The sequence below is a fragment of the Streptomyces sp. NRRL WC-3626 genome (genome assembly GCF_000718785.1).
GTDB classification, from domain to species: domain Bacteria; phylum Actinomycetota; class Actinomycetes; order Streptomycetales; family Streptomycetaceae; genus Streptomyces; species Streptomyces edwardsiae.
The window spans coordinates 140,974-155,752 of record NZ_JOCA01000019.1 but is presented as its reverse complement, the minus strand read 5'-3'; the positions used below and the strand labels follow the sequence as shown (position 1 = coordinate 155,752).

Sequence of the window (14,779 nt, the reverse complement as noted above, 5' to 3'; positions counted from 1 at the left end):
GCTTCGCCCGGGAGAAGGCGAGGATGAAGTGCCGCCGGTCCCAGAGCTGACGGACGTACTCCCGGAGGGTGGGCCGGGCGCCGCTGACCGTGAGGCCGTGCCGGGCGGCGAGGGCCGCGAGGTCGCCCTCGTCCGGTATCGGGCGGGCCGGCGCGGGGGGTGGTGTGTGGAGGGCCTGACTCACATCCGGCGCTTTCGCTAGAGGGAGGGGGGACGACGAAGCTACGTCGGGACGGGACCGTATCGTCGCAACGGGAGCGTAAGTCGAAAGAACGTCGGAACGCAACCGTTTCGTCGTGACGGTGGCGGCCTATGCTGTTCCGTATGACGACCCACGCAGACGAGCCTCAGCCGCGTCCGCGCCGCAGGGCACCCGCGGGGGCCGCAGTACTGCGGGCGGACGTGACGGAGGCCATCCGGGCGGCCGTCTTCGAGGAACTCGCCGCGGTCGGCTACGCGCGGATGTCGATCGAGGGGATCGCGCGCCGCGCGGGCGTCGGCAAGACCGCGGTGTACCGCCGCTGGCGCTCCAAACTGCACCTCGTCCTCGACCTGGTCTCCGCGATCGCCGTCCAGGGCCTGCCCGCGCCGGACACCGGCTCCCTGGAGGGCGACCTGCGTCTGCTGTACGAGGTCACCTCCCGCGCCCTGCGCCATCCCGTCGCCTCGCAGATCCTCCCCGACCTGCAGGCCGAGGCCGCCCGCAACCCGGACATCGCGGAGGCGCTGCAGACGGCGCTGCGCGAGGGCCAGGACGGAGTGGCCAAGGGCATCGTCGCGGCGGCGCAGCGGCGCGGCGAACTCCGCCCCGGCACCGACCACGCCCTCGCCCTCGACCTGATCTCGGGCCCCCTGTACTGGCGCTCGGTGGTCATCCGCAGCCCGAAACTCCCGAAGGGCTACCTGGCGGCCCTGACCCGGGCCACGACGGAGGCGCTGAAGGCGCTGTGAGGCGGCCGGCGCCGGCTCCTGCCTCGACGGCATGCGCCGACACCGCGCGCCGCGCAGGGGTCGCCGCGCCGAGGGTGTCAGTAGTGTGCCGAGAGGACAAGAAGCGAGCGGCCTGCGGATCAGCTGGACCAAGCCGCGGTGCGCCGTATGTGAACCGGCGGTCGGCTCAGCCGTGCAGACGCAGGGCCAGGCCGGTCAGGTCCGCCGTGGACAGGACGCGGTCGGCGAAGCCCGGGAGGGGGACGTGCAGAGGGTCCGTCCAGCGGGTGGGGACGGCGGTCACGCCGTGGACCGCTCCGGCCAGGGCTCCTGTCACCGCCGCCACCGTGTCCGTGTCGCCGCCCAGGTCGACCGCCGTGCGGAGGGCCTCCTCGAAGGACGACGTCGTGCGAAGGGACCAGACGGCCGAGGCCAGGCAGGGCCAGACCGCGCCGTTGAACTCCGTCGCCAGGTCCGGGTGCCAGTCGGGGGCGAGGACGGTCGCGTAGCGGGAGTGGTGGCCGGGGTGGACCGCGGCGAGGGCGTCGGGGAGGGCGGCCAGCGGGTCCGCGCCGGTCAGGGCGACGCGGATCAGGTCGTGGAGGATCGCGGTGCCTTCCCAGGCCGCCCGGTCGCCGTGGGTGAGCGCGGAGAGGCGGCGGGCGGCGTCCATGGTGGCGGCGCGGCCGCTCCGGGCGAAGTACACGGCGGAGGGCGCCGCCCGCATCAGCGCGCCGTTCCCCGCCGCCCGCTGACTGGTCTGGAAGTGCAGCGCCGCGGCCAGGTCCCAGGGGTCGCCGCCGGTCAGCACGGCCTCCGTCTGCAGGCCGATGTCCTTCGGGTCCGCGGCGGCCCACCGCCGGAAGCGGTCAAAGACGTCCGGGAGGTCGAGACCGTCGTGCTCCAGGAGCGATTCGGCGACCAGGACCGCCATCTGGGTGTCGTCCGTCGCCTCGCCCGGCTCCCAGCCGCCGCCCCCGCACATCTCCCCGCCGGCCCCCGGCGCCGGGAAGCGGGCCGAGAACGCGCCCTCCGGGCCGAACTCGAAGGGGGCGCCCAGGGCGTCGCCCACCGCGGAGCCGATGACCGCGCCCAGGGCGCGGGCGGTGGTGGTGGGCATCAGGGGCGGGTCCGCTGCCGGGCGGACCAGGCCGAGGTGATCATGTCGTCGAGGCCGAGGTGGGCCTTCCAGTTCAGTTCCGCGGCCGCGCGCTCGGCCGAGGCGACCACGCACGCCGGGTCGCCGGGACGGCGCGGGGCGATCACCGGTGGGCGGTCGTGGCCGGTGAGGGTGTTGACGCGGTCGATCATCTCCCGGACGGAGACGCCCTCACCGCGGCCGATGTTGACGGTGAGGTTCCGGCCCGGCGCGGAAGCGAGGGCGTGGGCCGCCGCCACATGCGCCTCGGCCAGGTCCACCACGTGGATGTAGTCGCGGACACAGGTGCCGTCGGGGGTCGGATGGTCGTCGCCGAACACGCGCGGGGGCAGACCGTCCGCCAGCCTCTCGAAGATCATCGGGATGAGGTGGGAGACGCCCCGGTCGGCGAGGTCCGGGCGGGCGGCGCCGGCCACGTTGAAGTAGCGCAGACAGGCCGTCGAGAGCCCGGTCGCCGCGCCGGCCGCGCGGACCAGCCACTCCCCGGCGAGCTTCGTCTCGCCGTACGGCGACATGGGCAGGCACGGGGTCTCCTCCGTGACCGGGCCGGCGGTGTACGGCGTGCCGTACACCGCCGCCGAGGAGGAGAAGACGAGGGAGCGCACGTCCGCCGACGTGACCGCGTCCAGCAGCACACGCAGGCCCTCGACGTTCTCCCGGTAGTAGTGCAGCGGGAGCGACACCGACTCGGCGACCCGCTTCTTCGCCGCCAGATGGACGACGCCGGTGATCTCGTGGTCCCTCAGGGCGCGCGCCACCCGCCCGCCGTCCAGGGTCGAGCCCACCACCAGCGGCACCCCGTCCGGCACCCGGTCGGGGACACCGGTGGACAGGTCGTCGTACACCACCGTCCGCTCACCCGCCCCGGTCATCGCCCGGACGACGTGCGCCCCGATGTAGCCGGCGCCACCGGTGATCAGCCAGGTCATGGTCGGCCGCCCCCTCGTTGTTGGCCTGCGCGGTACCGAAATGGTCGGAGTTCAGTCAATCAGGCGCCGCAGCCCCGCGTGCAGCATCGGTACGACTCCGTGGACGCCGGCGGCCACGCGCAGGGCCAGTGAGCCCGAGTGGGTGGCGTACGGCCGGACCAGGACCACGCCGTGCCGGGCGCTCGGCACCGCGCTGCGGCGCAGCAGGCCAGGTCCGGCGAGCGCGTGCGCGGTGACGCGGCGGCTCGAGCCGTCCCGGAAGCGCACCCGCAGCCGCAGGTCCCAGGCGCCCGCGCCGAGCGTGGCCAGCCGGTCGAGGCGGACGGGCGCGGCCGCGGCCCAGGTGCCGTCGGCGGCCGCCCGCAGCGGCAGGGTGTCGCGGTCCACGGCCCCCTCGCGCTCCCGGTGGCGCCACTCGACCTCCACCGACACCGGTCCCGCCCGCCCCACCCGGCCGTACAGCTCGTGCAGGCGCAACCGCAGGCCACGCGCGCGCGGGCGCAGTTCCGCGTCCACGGCGAGCGGGAGCAGGGGCGCGGGCCGGTCCGGCAGCGGCTCCAGGGTGACCCCGGGCAGCTCCTTTGACCAGCACGGTGTGCCGTCCCGCGCGCGGGCGTACGGCGGGTACAGCCGGGCCGGCCGCGCCGCCAGCTCCCGCAGCCGGGGCAGGTCGCGCGGCCCGGGGGAGGCCAGCACCACCCGCCCGATCAGCCGGCCGGGGGCGACCGGGTCACGGGCCCAGTCGGCGGCGTCGTACTCCGCGAGGAACTCCCGTGTGTGCGCCCACCACGCCCGCCGGTACCCCTCGTCGCGCAGGAGCAGCTCACGCGCGTACATGCGCAGCTCGTGGTCGAGGAACTTGGCCCGTGCCCTGCGCGCCAGGCGTTTCTGCCCGGCGTCCAGCAGGATCCCGTGGGCGGTGCGGCACGCGTGGGTGCGGGCCCGCCAGTTGCCGATGCCCGCGCGGTCCAGCGAGATCGACAGCCGCCGCGCGGACCGGCGGACGTGCCAGACGTACACCCGGTCCGGGACCAGTGCCACGCGCGGGGCGGCCGCCCACACGCGCGCGGTGAACACGACGTCCTCATAGGGGAAGCGGCCGTCGGGGAAGCGGATGCCGTGCGTGCGCAGGAAGGCCGTGGCGTAGAGCTTGTTGACGCACAGGGTGTCGTGGACCAGGCGCGGGCGCAGGGCGGGCCGGGCGTGCACGGCGGGCGCCGCGTACAGGGCCGGCTCCCACGGCACCTCGCGCCCCGAGGGCAGCTCCCGGCGCACACACAGACCACCGGTGACCTGCGCGTCTGCCCCGGTCGCGGCCGTGAGCAGGGCGTCCACCGCGCCGGGCGGCAGGATGTCGTCGCTGTCCAGGAACATCACGTACGGCGAGGTCACCGCCGCGAGACCGGTGTTGCGCGGGGTGCCGCAGCCGCCGCTGTTGACGGGGCACCGGATCACCCGCAGCCGGGGTTCGCGGGCGGCGAGCCGGTCGAGCAGGTCCGCGCTGCCGTCCGTCGAGCCGTCGTCGACGGCGACGACCTCCCGTACGGCGGGGCCCTGCCGGAGTGCCGAGCGCACGGCGTCGGTCACATGGGCGGCGTCGTCATGGCCGATGACGACGACGGCGACGGCGGCCGGGGGGAGGTGGGGGCGCATGACATCCTCGTGGTGTTATGGGCTGATTGTCAGCATTCTGTTCATCAGTACCCCGGTACCCCGGCCGGATGGCGCCCCCGCTCGTCCGCTCACACGTGCGAGGCCGTCACGCCCGCGTGCAGCCACCGCACGACCTCCGCGGCGCTGTACGGACCCCCTTCGGGCGCGAGATGGCGCAGGAACCCCAGGTCCTGGCCGATGGTGACGACGGGCGGTTCCACCACGCCCCGTGGGCGGCGCTGCCCGAGGCCGACGGCGGCCAGCAGCCCGTTGCACAGGCAGTGCCGTCCCTCGGTCCGCTCGGCGTCCCCGCCCTTGCGGACGTACGCCGCCCGCGGTTCCGCCGGGCAGCGGTAGCCGATGGTGCCCTGAGGGGTGCGGTAGGGAGTCCGCAGATAGCCGAGGTCGCAGACGCGGGCGCGGTCGGCGCCGACGCCGGGGTCGGACAGGGTGCCGGGCAGGTCGGCGACCTTGAACGGGAAGCCGGTCGGGGAGGCCGCCGGATCGTTGCGCACCCGCAGTCCGCCGGCCAGCTCGCGCTCGATCAGCCGCCGCCGCAGCCCGGTGTCCATGCCGGACTCCTCGCAGAGCGCGAAGACGCTGCCGAGCTGGACGCCGGCGGCACCCGCCGCCCTGGCCTCGCGCACCTGCCGCGGCCCGCACTGGCCGCCGGCGATCCAGAACGGCAGCCCGAGGCGGGCCATCTTCGCGAAGTCGGGGACGTCCCTGGGGCCGTAGACGGGTTCACCGGACTCGTCCAGGCCCAGCGGTCCGCGCGGCGGGGCGCTGTGGCCGCCCGCGCGGTGGCCCTCGACGACGAATCCGTCCGGCCGGGTCTCCTCGTCGCGGTTCAGGTACGCGGCCAGCGCGGGCAGCGAGACGATGGCCAGGACGCGGGGGCGGCGCAGCCGGCCGACGCGGCCCGGATCCGCCCCGCGCAGCACCGAGGAGGGGTCGAAGCGCAGCTCGTGGGGCCGGTCGTCACCCGCCACGTCCACGCGTACGGTGACCGGTTGCGACCGGGCGAGACCGTCGGCGATCCCGGGTATCTGCGCGGGGATGCCCGCGCCGACCAGGACGTAGTCGACGCCCGCCAGGATCGCGCCGAACAGGGCGGGCACGGTGGCGAGCTGGAGCTTCTCCAGGTAGTTGATGCCGACCGGTCCGCCGTGGCCCTCCTTGGCGAGCCAGACCTCGCAGAAGTTGGCGGCCACGGTCAGCGCCCGCGCGGGGCACGCCTCGTCGGCGGTCGTCATGGGGGTGGCCGCGAACCGCTCGCCGGGTCCGATGCCGCCCTCGACGAAGTAGCGCTCCCGCAGCTCGGCGGCGAGCGACGGCACGGGGAAGGCGGCCAGCGCCCGCCGGAGGTGACCGCCCGGGTCGCCGCTCTGGAGCACCCGGATCAGCAGGGTGTCGAGAGCGGTGCCGGAGACGACTCCCAACTGCCCGGTGCGGGCGACCGCGCGGGCGAGCCGCCGGCCGGACACCCCCACACCCATGCCGCCTTGGATCAGCCAGGGCGGCTCGGCCGCCGTCCGGGATTCGTTCATGCGGTCCTCGCAAGGGTGACGGCAGGACCGGGGTGACGCACCGGGTCCGTACCGGCGTATCCGTTAACTTACGGTTCCGTAAGCTACGGCATCGTAACCTACGCAGGCGTAGGTTACGGGGGCCCGGTCGCTACGCGCCCTCCGCCGTGCCCTCCGCCGCGGCCGCCGCCGCGTCCAGTGCGGTCGTGAGCCGCTGGAGGACGGCGCTCAGTTCGCGGATCTCCTCCACCTCGAAACCGGTCGCGGCCGCGATCCGCAGCGGCACCTCCAGGGCCTGCCGGCGCAGCGCGGTGCCCTCCTCGGTGGGCCGGACCTCCACGGACCGCTCGTCGCGCGCACTGCGCTCCCGGCGCACCAGACCGGCCGTCTCCAGTCGCTTGAGCAGCGGGGACAGGGTGCCGGAGTCGAGCCGCAGATGCTCGCCGAGCTTCTTCACGGGCAGCGTGCCGTGCTCCCACAGCACCAGCATGACCAGGTACTGCGGGTAGGTGAGCCCGAGGTCCTTGAGGATCACCCGGTAGACGCCGTTGAAGGCGCGGGAGGCCGCGTTCAGCGTGAAGCAGACCTGCTGGTCGAGGCGGAGCCAGTCGTCCGCGGAGCCCGGTGCCGGGACCGTCGCGGGTGGGGGGCTCGGGGTGGCAGTCATGCGTCCAGCGTAGCGCTAGCGAGCCATTTGGTTGCGCGCAATTAAATTGCGTGCTCTACTTGTGGTCGTACGGCAGCCGGACCCGCCCCGGGCCGGCCGTGTCACGACTGAAGAGGGAAGGTCCTTCCATGGACGCGCTCTACACCGCTGTCGCCACCGCCACCCACGGCCGCGACGGCCGCGCCGTCACCTCCGACGGCAAGCTGGACCTCGGCCTGAGCATGCCCGTCGAGCTCGGTGGCGACGGCGTGGGCACCAACCCGGAGCAGCTGTTCGCGGCCGGTTACGCGGCCTGCTTCGGCAGCGCCCTCGGTGTGGTCGGCCGGGCGGCGAAGGTGGATGTGAGTGACGCCGCGGTGACCGCCGAGGTGGTCCTCGGCAAGCAGGGCGAGGGCTTCGCGCTCGCCGTGACGCTGCGCGTCGAGCTGCCCGAGGGCATCGAGGAGGAGACCGGCCGCAAGCTGGTCGAGCAGGCCCACCAGGTCTGCCCCTACTCCAACGCCACCCGCGGCAACATCCCGGTCGACCTCGTCATCGAGTAACCGGCGGCGGGCTCAGCCCCCGACCCGCGCCAGCACCTCCCCCGTCCGCCGGCTCCACGTCACCACCACCGCCTCGCCGGGCACCCGCTGTCCGGGCGTCAGCAGCAGCCAGCGCGCGTGGTACCGGCGGACGACCGCGGCTCGCTCCGCGCGGGTCGAACCCGGATCGAGATACGCCCGCACATCGGCCGCCCGCCGCAGCCGCTCCCCTTCGTCCAGCGAGGGGTCCGGCCAGGCCGGCGCCGCGAGGTTCGGCCCGTATCCGGCGATGGCGTGGACGGCGAAGTACCCGTCGGTGATCACCACCTCGCCCGGCCCGATGTACCGCGTGGCCCAGACGTACGACGGCCAGTCCGGCGGCCGTTCGAAGCCCGCCGGCAGCAGCGCCCCCGCGTGGACGGTCAGGAACCCGGCGCACGCCCCCGCCGCCGCGGCCCCGCCCAGCAGCCGCCGCCACACCGGCCACGGCCGGGGCGCCGCCAGCTCCACCGCCAGCGCGAACTGCAGCGGCGCCAGGGTCAGCCCGAGGATCCTGCCGTAGGTGTAGTGGCCGCCGGCCCAGCCGTACGCCACCACCAGGCAGTCCAGTACGAACATCAGCACCAGCGGATCGCGCCACGAGACGCGCCGGGCCCGCAGCCACAGCGCGGGCAGCCCCAGCAGCGCCAGCCCGAACTGCCCGCCGAGGTCCAGATACAGCCGCCGGTGCATGGCGTCCACGCTGTCGTCGCCGGCCAGCGTGAACACGTCGAAGTACGGCCAGGACGCGGCCGCCAGCACCGCCACCGCCCCCGTCAGTGCCCACCGCGCGACGACCGCCGGCCGCCACCGGCGCTGCCAGCCGGCGACCAGCGCCACCGCCCCCAGCACCGCCGCGACCGACGTGATCGGATGCACCAGCAGGATCACCGCGTACAGCACGCCCAGCGCCACGTACCCGGACACCGGCCGCAGCCCGCTCGGCCCCACGTACCGCACGGCCCCCGCGTCCCGCGCCCGCGCACCCGTCAGCGCCCACGCCCAGAAGGTGAGCCCGATCGCGAAGGCCGACGGGTAGGACAGGTTGCCGGTCATCGACATCACGTTGATGAAACCGCTCCACCAGGCCCGCTCCACCCCCCACAGCAGCGACATCGCGCCCAGCGCCAGCACCGGCGCCCAGGGGCGCGGGGTCAGCACGCGCACGAAGCGGCCGATCCCGGTCAGCAGCACGATCAGGTTCAGCGGCCCGGTGAGCCGGAGCACCTCCCAGCCGCCCAGCCCCGTCAGCCGGGCGGCCACCCCCTGCGCCAGCGCGAACGGCGAGTAGTAGGGGCTGCCCGCCCCCGGCAGGTCCGCCATCGGATGCCGGGGGTGCAGCAGGTCGTCCCTGAGGCGCTCGACGACGGCCGCGTGCTGCCCGGCGTCACAGCACAGCGGCACACTCCAGTACGCCAGCGACATCACGATCCAGAACAGGAACCCGAAGAGCTGGTACGGGGTCGGGCGCCAGGTCCGGTCGCCGCGCAGCGCCGTGGCGCCGTGCCCGGGCCCGCGTACGAGGACTCCGGAGCTCATCGGATGGCAGGCAAAGGGGGCATCTTGGGCATTTGTCGTACGTTCCCGAAACGATCAACGACATGACCTCCCCTCACTCCATCGAGTGAACGGGGCGGGTCAGCGCACCGGCTCCACCGGAGCCCCCTGCGCCGGCACCACCGCCCGCAGCACCACCGGTTCCAGCAGCAGCGGAACGCCGAGCACCGGCAGCAGCCAGGCCAGGACGATCAGCCGGTCGCCCCAGATGTTGATGTCCGGATGCCCCGCCTGGTTGAGGAACCCCGTGCAGGCGGCGGCCACCAGGAAGGCACCGAACGCCGGCCGCCGCCGCGCCCCCAGGACACCGGCCGCCAGGAACGCCACGAACAGCGGCTCCCACAACCGCCGCCGCAGCCACTCCGTCCAGAAGTTCCCCTGCAACTGGAAGAACTCCGCCCACGGCCGCTCCCGGTCCGGACGGGCGAAGTGATCGGTGAGCAGATCCTGCACACTCTCCGACACCGACGGATAGTGCAGCAGCCGGGCCAGCAGCACCGTGCCCAGCACCCCCGCGCACCCCGCCGCCGCGAGCGCCACCACCCCGCGCCCCGCCGGCAGACCCCGCCACCGCCGCCGTACGGCGACGACCGCGCCCGCCACCGCCAGACACAGGCCGAGGAACAGCGCCTGCGAGTGCTTGACGGTGAACAGCGCGAGCAGCGCCCCGCACACCAGCGCCAGACCCTCCCGTCTCCCTCGCCCCTCGAGGAGCAGCGCACAGCCCCACAGCGCGGCCAGGGTGAGCGCCAGCAGCAGCCCCTCGGTCATCGGGCGCATCGCGGTCGTCCCGCACGGCAGCACCATGAACAGCGCCTGCCCGGTGAGCGCGAGCGGCACCGACAGCGCCAGGGCGCGCAGCACCAGGAAGGCGAGCACCCCGCCCAGACAGGTGACCGCCACACCCGCCGCCCAGACCCCCCACGTCACCCCGAACGCGCCGACGAACGGCGCCAGGAACACCGGGTAGCCGGGCCGCGTCTCGAAGATCCGCATGAACCGCTCCGGCATGAACGGCACGGTGTGCCCGCCGGTCTCCCCGGCCGCCAGCCGCGCCTCCACCTGCCGCCACTCCCGCTCCCGGCACTCCCGCAGCACCTCCGGGGCGGGGTCCGGGGCGTGGAAGCGCACCACGTTCACGTTCTGCCCGCGGTGCGCGATCACCGCCCGGCCCGCGCAGTAGTAGTCGATGGTGGCGGCCGCCGCCTCCCGCTTGTCCGCCCCGGTCAGGTTCAGCGCGTACGACAGATAGTTCTTGCTGTCGGGCGTGTCCCGGCCGGTGACGTTGGCGAGCTGCAGCAGCGCGAACACGCCGGCCAGCAGCAGGACCCAGGCGCGCGGCCTCACGACGGGGCCGGCAGGCCGGCGCCGGCGCCCTGGGACGGCACCGGGACCGGACCGGACGCCGCCTTGGGCATCGGCTCGCCCAGCATCAGCGTCCGCACCACCCGCTCGGCGGCCCGCCCGTCGTCGAACTCGCAGAACCGCTCCCGGAACGCCGACCGCAGCCGCGCCGACTCCTCGTCCCGCCAGCTCCCGGAACCGAACAGCCGCGCCAGCTCCCCGTAGGAGCGCGTGACACGGCCCGGCGCCTCGGCCGTGATGTCCAGATAGGCGCCCCGGCTCGCCCGGTAGGCGTCCCAGTCGTCGGCGTGGAGCACGATCGGCCGGTCCAGGAGGGCGTAGTCGAACATCAGGGCCGAGTAGTCGGTGACCAGCACGTCGGAGGCGAGCAGCACGTCCTGCACCTCCGGTTCGTCGGTGGCGTCGACGAGCACGCCCCGCCGGTGCAGCTCCGCGAGACCGAGCCCGCGCGCCGGTCCGGCGGCGAGGGAGGGGTGCAGACGGACGACGAGGGTGTGACCGGGACCCAGATCGGCGGCGAACCGGGCGAGGTCGATCCGCTCCACCAGGCCGTCCCTGCGGTAGTCGCGGCGGGTCGGCGCGTACAGCACCACCGTGTCGCCGTCCGGGACACCGAGCCGTGCGCGGACCGCGCGGCCCCGCTCCCCGGGCGCCGCGACCAGGACGTCGTTGCGCGGGCTGCCGGTTCGTGCGGAGGCGAAGTGGCAGGGGTAGGCGCGTTCCCACACCAGCTCGGAGTGCCGGTTGGCGACCAGGCTGTGGTCCCAGCGGTCGGCCCGGCGCAGCATCCGCGGTACGTCGGTACCGAGCCGGGCGCCGGGCCGGCCGAGGAGATCGGCGCCCATGTACTTCAGGGGGGTGCCCTGGTGGGTGTGGATGTGCACGCTCCCCGGGCGTTTGACCAGCGCGCCCGGCCAGTTGACGTTGTTGACGAAGTAGGTGGCCCGCCCGGTCACCCGCCGGTACTCGGGCGAGCCGAGCAGCACGTAGTCGGTGTCCGGCGGCAGCGCGGCGGCCCGCTCCTCGTCGGCGACCACCCATACGCCCCTGATGTGCGGGGCGAGTTCGCGTGCCGCGCGGTGGATCGCGGCCGGGTCGCCGAGCACGCCCCGGTGGGAGAACGCCGAGTACACGGCGAGGTCCGGGTCAAGGGAGTGGGGGAGCGCGGCCCGGGCGCGGGCGTACCGCGCCGCCGAGGCCGTACGCGTCTGACGCGCCCGCCGTCCCAGCTCGCGTCCGGCCCGTCCCGCCTGCCGCCGCAGGACGTACCCGGCGTAGCTGCCCTCCAGCACCCGCAGTTCGGCGGGGACCGGCGCCCCGTCCGGCCGGTGCGCGCGGAACATCTCGGCCGTACGGCGGAAGAACTCGCCCCGGTCGGACGGGGGCAGCCGGTCCGGTTTGGAGAGGATGTCGAGACAGTGCTCGCCCATCTTCGTGTGCAGGAACGGCCGCCAGTGCGCGAGCGCCGGGCGGGCGTCGACGAAGCGGAACACCCGCGCGTACTGCTCGTGGACGTCGAAGTGCTTGCGGCTGGTGGTGGACAGGATGCTGCCCCGGCGGCGCTGCCGGTAGTACACGCAGATCCGGTCCAGGGTGGCGACGCGCTCCGCGCTGAGCAGCACCGGGAACGTCCAGGGGGTGTCCTCGTAGTAGCCGGGCGGGAAGGTGAAGCCCTCCCGTTCGACGAAGTCCCGGCGGTAGACCTTGTTCCACACCACCATCAGCAGATCGAGGATCTCCGGCCGCTCGGCCGCCGTGAACACGTCGTCGACGGCGAGCAGCCGGGCCAGCGCGTTGCGGCGGGTGCCGCCCCACCAGTGGGTGCGGGCGTAGTCGAAGACGAGGACGTCCGGGTCGCCGGTCTCGTCGAGGCGGTCGGCCAGGGCGCGCAGCGCGCCCGGGGTGAGGGTGTCGTCGCTGTCGAGGAAGAACAGGTAGTCGCCGGTCGCGTGCGGCATCCCGGCGTTGCGGGCCCGGCCGAGGCCCACGTTCTCGGGCAGCCGCAGGACCTGGAGGCGGTCGTCGCGGGCCGCGTACGCGTCGAGGATCGCCCCGCACTCGTCGGGCGAGCGGTCGTCGACGGCGATCACCTCGATGTCGCGGTACGACTGCCCGAGCACCGAGTCGAGGCAGGCGTGCAGATATCCCCGCACCTTGAAGACGGGGACGATGATGCTGAAGCGGGGCACGTCAGTTCCTCACCAGGGTGGCGGCCGCGGGAGCGGGGACACGCTCCGCGAGCGGGATCACGGGCGGCAGGGCCTCGGGCGGCTCGCCGAGCAGTACCCGGCGCACGACCCGTTCGGCGGCCCGCCCGTCGTCGAACGGGCAGAACCGCTCCCGGAACCGGGCCCGCAGCGCGGCCGACTCCGCGTCCGCGTACGAGCCGTCGCGGAACATCCGGGCCAGTTCGCCGGGGGTACGGGCGACCCGGCCCGGCGGCTCCTCCATCAGGTCGAAGCAGACGCCCCGGGTCTCCCGGTAGACGTCCCAGTCGTCGGCGTACACGACGATCGGACGGTCCAGATTGGCGTAGTCGAACATGATCGACGAGTAGTCGGTGATCAGGGCGTCGGCGGCGAGGCAGACGTCCTCTGCACAGCGGTGCGCGGTGACGTCGATGACCCGGCCGGTGTTCCCGCGCGCGCCCCGGTCGTAGAAGTAGTGCGCGCGCAGCAGGACGACGACGTCCTCGCCGGCCGCCGCGCAGAACGCCTCCAGGTCGAGACCGGTCTCGAAGCCGGTGTGGTGGTCGCGGTGCGTGGGCGCGTACAGCACCGCCCGCGCGCCCTCGGGGATGCCGAGCTCCGCGCGGACGCGGGCCACGTCGTCGGCGCCGGCCGTGCAGTACACGTCGTTGCGCGGATAGCCGTACTCCAGGTGCTCGTAGGAGCCGGGGAAGGCGCGCTCCCACACGCGGGTGGAGTGCGGGTTGGCGGAGAGGTTGTAGTCCCAGCGGTCCACCCGGCCCAGCAGTTTGGTGAAGCTGCCGGACGCGGCGGCCACCACCGGGTACGTCGACTGGTCGACGCCCATGGTCTTCAGCGGGGTGCCGTGCTGGGTCTGGAGGTGGACGCTGCCGGGCCGTTTGACCACGCCCTCCGCGAAGTTGGCGTTGTTGACCAGGTACGTGGCGCGGGCCAGCACCTCCCAGTAGCGGTGGCTGCCGATGACCGCGTACTCGACGCCGTCCGGCACGGTGTGCGCCTGGTCGGCCTCCACCAGGAACACCGAGCGCAGACGCGGGGCGAGTTCGCGGGCCTTGGCGTGGATCGCGGCCGGGTTGCAGGCGTAGCCGCGGCCCCAGTAGGCGCAGTACACGACCAGGTTCGGATCGAGGGGGCGGCGCAGCCGCATCCGGTACCGCAGCCGGGTGCGCAGCCCGCCCGGGCGCGGCAGCGGGGCCACCGCCCGGGTCACCGCGCGACGGACACCGCGCAGGGCGGCGAAGGCCCCGTAGGAGCCGGACGCCAGCAGCCGGTGCTGCACCCCGAGGCTGCCGGACGGCGGCCGGAACCCGGCGGGGCGGTGCCGGCGGTACAGGGTGCTCGCCCGGCGGAAGAAGGCCCGCCGGCCCGACGGCAGCCGCCGGGGGTGCGCGGCCGTCTTCAGTACGGCGGTGAAGAGCTGTTCGAACAACGGCCCCGACCGCTCGGCGGACAGCCCCAGTCCGGCGGCCCGTACGAGTGCCAGCTCCACCTGGTCCAGGAGTTCGGCGTGGTGTTCCCCGGGCAGGTTCAGCCGGCTGCCCTGCCGCCGCACCAGATGCCGTACGACGACCGACCGCAGCACCGCGACCCGCCCGGCGCCCGCCATCGCGACCCCGCCCCAGCCGATGTCCGTGAAGTGGCCCTCGGGAAACACGAGTTCGCGCTCGGCGACGTACGCCCGCCGCCAGGCCGCACTCCACGCCGGGAGGCTCACGCCGGTGAGACGCGGGGCGTCCGCGGGCGCGAACGCGCCGTCCGGGGTCCGCGCCAGGAGAGGCGCGGCCGGGTTGGTGGGCTCACCCTCCCACCAGGGCGCCCGCTCGTGCTCGAAGTACAGCACGTCCACGGGGCCGGTCTCCGTCAGCCGCCCGTCCAGCGCCGCCAGCGCGCCCGGCACGAGGACGTCGTCACCGTCGAGGAACAGCAGATACGTCCCCGTGGCCGCCCGCAGTCCCGCGTTGCGCGCCCCCGCGAGTCCGGCCGACGGCGGCGCGTGCACGGGCGTCACCCGGGAGTCCCGCGCGGCGTGCCGGGCGGCCACCCCGTCGGCCGGGGAACCGGGCGCTTCACAGACCGGGATCAGCTCGAAGTCGCCGAAGGACTGGGCGAGGACCGAGTCCAGCGCCTGTCCCAGCCTGCCTGCGACCCCGTGGGACGGGACGATGATGCTGAAGCGGGGCATTCTCTTCTTTCCGTAGCGGATGTCTGGCGCCCTCAGCG

11 protein-coding genes and 1 pseudogene are annotated in these 14,779 nt (G+C 74.4%); 2 read left to right on the top strand and 10 right to left on the bottom strand.

The genetic code is table 11. From position 1 onward, the window contains the following. Positions 1-184, bottom strand: a pseudogene (locus tag IF28_RS0126115) (ABC transporter permease); the annotation flags it as partial. 140 nt (positions 185-324) lie between these two features. Between IF28_RS0126115 and IF28_RS0126110 the strand changes: the two are divergent. After that, on the top strand, positions 325-951 hold the full coding sequence (locus tag IF28_RS0126110) for a TetR/AcrR family transcriptional regulator (protein WP_037894027.1): 627 nt from the start codon (positions 325-327) through the stop codon (positions 949-951). A 166-nt stretch (positions 952-1,117) separates the two neighbouring features. Here the strand turns inward: IF28_RS0126110 and IF28_RS0126105 are convergent, their stop codons facing one another. From IF28_RS0126105 to IF28_RS0126085, 5 genes are all read right to left on the bottom strand, one after another. Continuing rightward, positions 1,118-2,050, bottom strand: a complete 933-nt coding sequence (locus IF28_RS0126105) for an ADP-ribosylglycohydrolase family protein (RefSeq protein WP_030224909.1) — start codon at positions 2,048-2,050, stop codon at positions 1,118-1,120. Next, complete coding sequence (galE, locus tag IF28_RS0126100; RefSeq protein WP_030224906.1) at positions 2,050-3,018, bottom strand: UDP-glucose 4-epimerase GalE; 969 nt, start codon at positions 3,016-3,018, stop codon at positions 2,050-2,052. The genes IF28_RS0126105 and galE overlap by 1 nt, the downstream gene beginning before the upstream one ends. Positions 3,019-3,069: 51 nt before the next feature. Next, positions 3,070-4,671: a glycosyltransferase family 2 protein gene (locus IF28_RS0126095; RefSeq protein ID WP_030224904.1), complete on the bottom strand. Its 1,602-nt coding sequence runs from the start codon at positions 4,669-4,671 to the stop codon at positions 3,070-3,072. Between the two features lie 89 nt (positions 4,672-4,760). Continuing rightward, entirely contained in the window at positions 4,761-6,221 is a 1,461-nt protein-coding gene (locus IF28_RS0126090; protein ID WP_030224902.1) for a nitronate monooxygenase, read from the bottom strand. A 130-nt stretch (positions 6,222-6,351) separates the two neighbouring features. After that, positions 6,352-6,867, bottom strand: coding sequence for a MarR family winged helix-turn-helix transcriptional regulator (locus IF28_RS0126085; protein ID WP_030224900.1), 516 nt, complete (start codon positions 6,865-6,867; stop codon positions 6,352-6,354). A gap of 128 nt (positions 6,868-6,995) precedes the next feature. Here IF28_RS0126085 and IF28_RS0126080 point away from each other — a divergent pair, with 128 nt between their 5' ends. Then, positions 6,996-7,409 (top strand): organic hydroperoxide resistance protein, encoded by a 414-nt coding sequence (locus tag IF28_RS0126080; protein WP_030224898.1) that lies wholly within the window; start codon positions 6,996-6,998, stop codon positions 7,407-7,409. A 12-nt stretch (positions 7,410-7,421) separates the two neighbouring features. Here the strand turns inward: IF28_RS0126080 and IF28_RS0126075 are convergent, their stop codons facing one another. The 4 genes from IF28_RS0126075 to IF28_RS0126060 all read right to left on the bottom strand — a co-directional run bounded on the left by IF28_RS0126075 (position 7,422) and on the right by IF28_RS0126060 (position 14,741). Further along, positions 7,422-8,966 (bottom strand): hypothetical protein, encoded by a 1,545-nt coding sequence (locus IF28_RS0126075; protein ID WP_030224896.1) that lies wholly within the window; start codon positions 8,964-8,966, stop codon positions 7,422-7,424. Positions 8,967-9,065: 99 nt separating this feature from the next. Beyond that, positions 9,066-10,331, bottom strand: a complete 1,266-nt coding sequence (locus tag IF28_RS0126070) for a hypothetical protein (RefSeq protein ID WP_030224894.1) — start codon at positions 10,329-10,331, stop codon at positions 9,066-9,068. After that, the gene (locus IF28_RS0126065) at positions 10,328-12,538 is read right to left on the bottom strand and encodes a bifunctional glycosyltransferase/CDP-glycerol:glycerophosphate glycerophosphotransferase (RefSeq protein ID WP_030224892.1); all 2,211 of its coding nucleotides are present in this window, start codon (positions 12,536-12,538) and stop codon (positions 10,328-10,330) included. The genes IF28_RS0126070 and IF28_RS0126065 overlap by 4 nt, the downstream gene beginning before the upstream one ends. 1 nt (position 12,539) lies before the next feature. Beyond that, positions 12,540-14,741: a bifunctional glycosyltransferase/CDP-glycerol:glycerophosphate glycerophosphotransferase gene (locus IF28_RS0126060; RefSeq protein WP_030224890.1), complete on the bottom strand. Its 2,202-nt coding sequence runs from the start codon at positions 14,739-14,741 to the stop codon at positions 12,540-12,542. Positions 14,742-14,779: the final 38 nt, after the last annotated feature.

Excerpts from the sequence above, each read along its gene's own strand:
- IF28_RS0126110 (WP_037894027.1), top strand. The coding sequence starts at position 325 with ATGACGACCCACGCAGACGAGCCTCAGCCGCGTCCGCGCCGCAGGGCA.
- IF28_RS0126105 (WP_030224909.1), bottom strand. The coding sequence starts at position 2,050 with ATGCCCACCACCACCGCCCGCGCCCTGGGCGCGGTCATCGGCTCCGCG.
- galE (WP_030224906.1), bottom strand. The coding sequence starts at position 3,018 with ATGACCTGGCTGATCACCGGTGGCGCCGGCTACATCGGGGCGCACGTC.
- IF28_RS0126095 (WP_030224904.1), bottom strand. The coding sequence starts at position 4,671 with ATGCGCCCCCACCTCCCCCCGGCCGCCGTCGCCGTCGTCGTCATCGGC.
- IF28_RS0126090 (WP_030224902.1), bottom strand. The coding sequence starts at position 6,221 with ATGAACGAATCCCGGACGGCGGCCGAGCCGCCCTGGCTGATCCAAGGC.
- IF28_RS0126085 (WP_030224900.1), bottom strand. The coding sequence starts at position 6,867 with ATGACTGCCACCCCGAGCCCCCCACCCGCGACGGTCCCGGCACCGGGC.
- IF28_RS0126080 (WP_030224898.1), top strand. The coding sequence starts at position 6,996 with ATGGACGCGCTCTACACCGCTGTCGCCACCGCCACCCACGGCCGCGAC.
- IF28_RS0126075 (WP_030224896.1), bottom strand. The coding sequence starts at position 8,966 with ATGAGCTCCGGAGTCCTCGTACGCGGGCCCGGGCACGGCGCCACGGCG.
- IF28_RS0126060 (WP_030224890.1), bottom strand. The coding sequence starts at position 14,741 with ATGCCCCGCTTCAGCATCATCGTCCCGTCCCACGGGGTCGCAGGCAGG.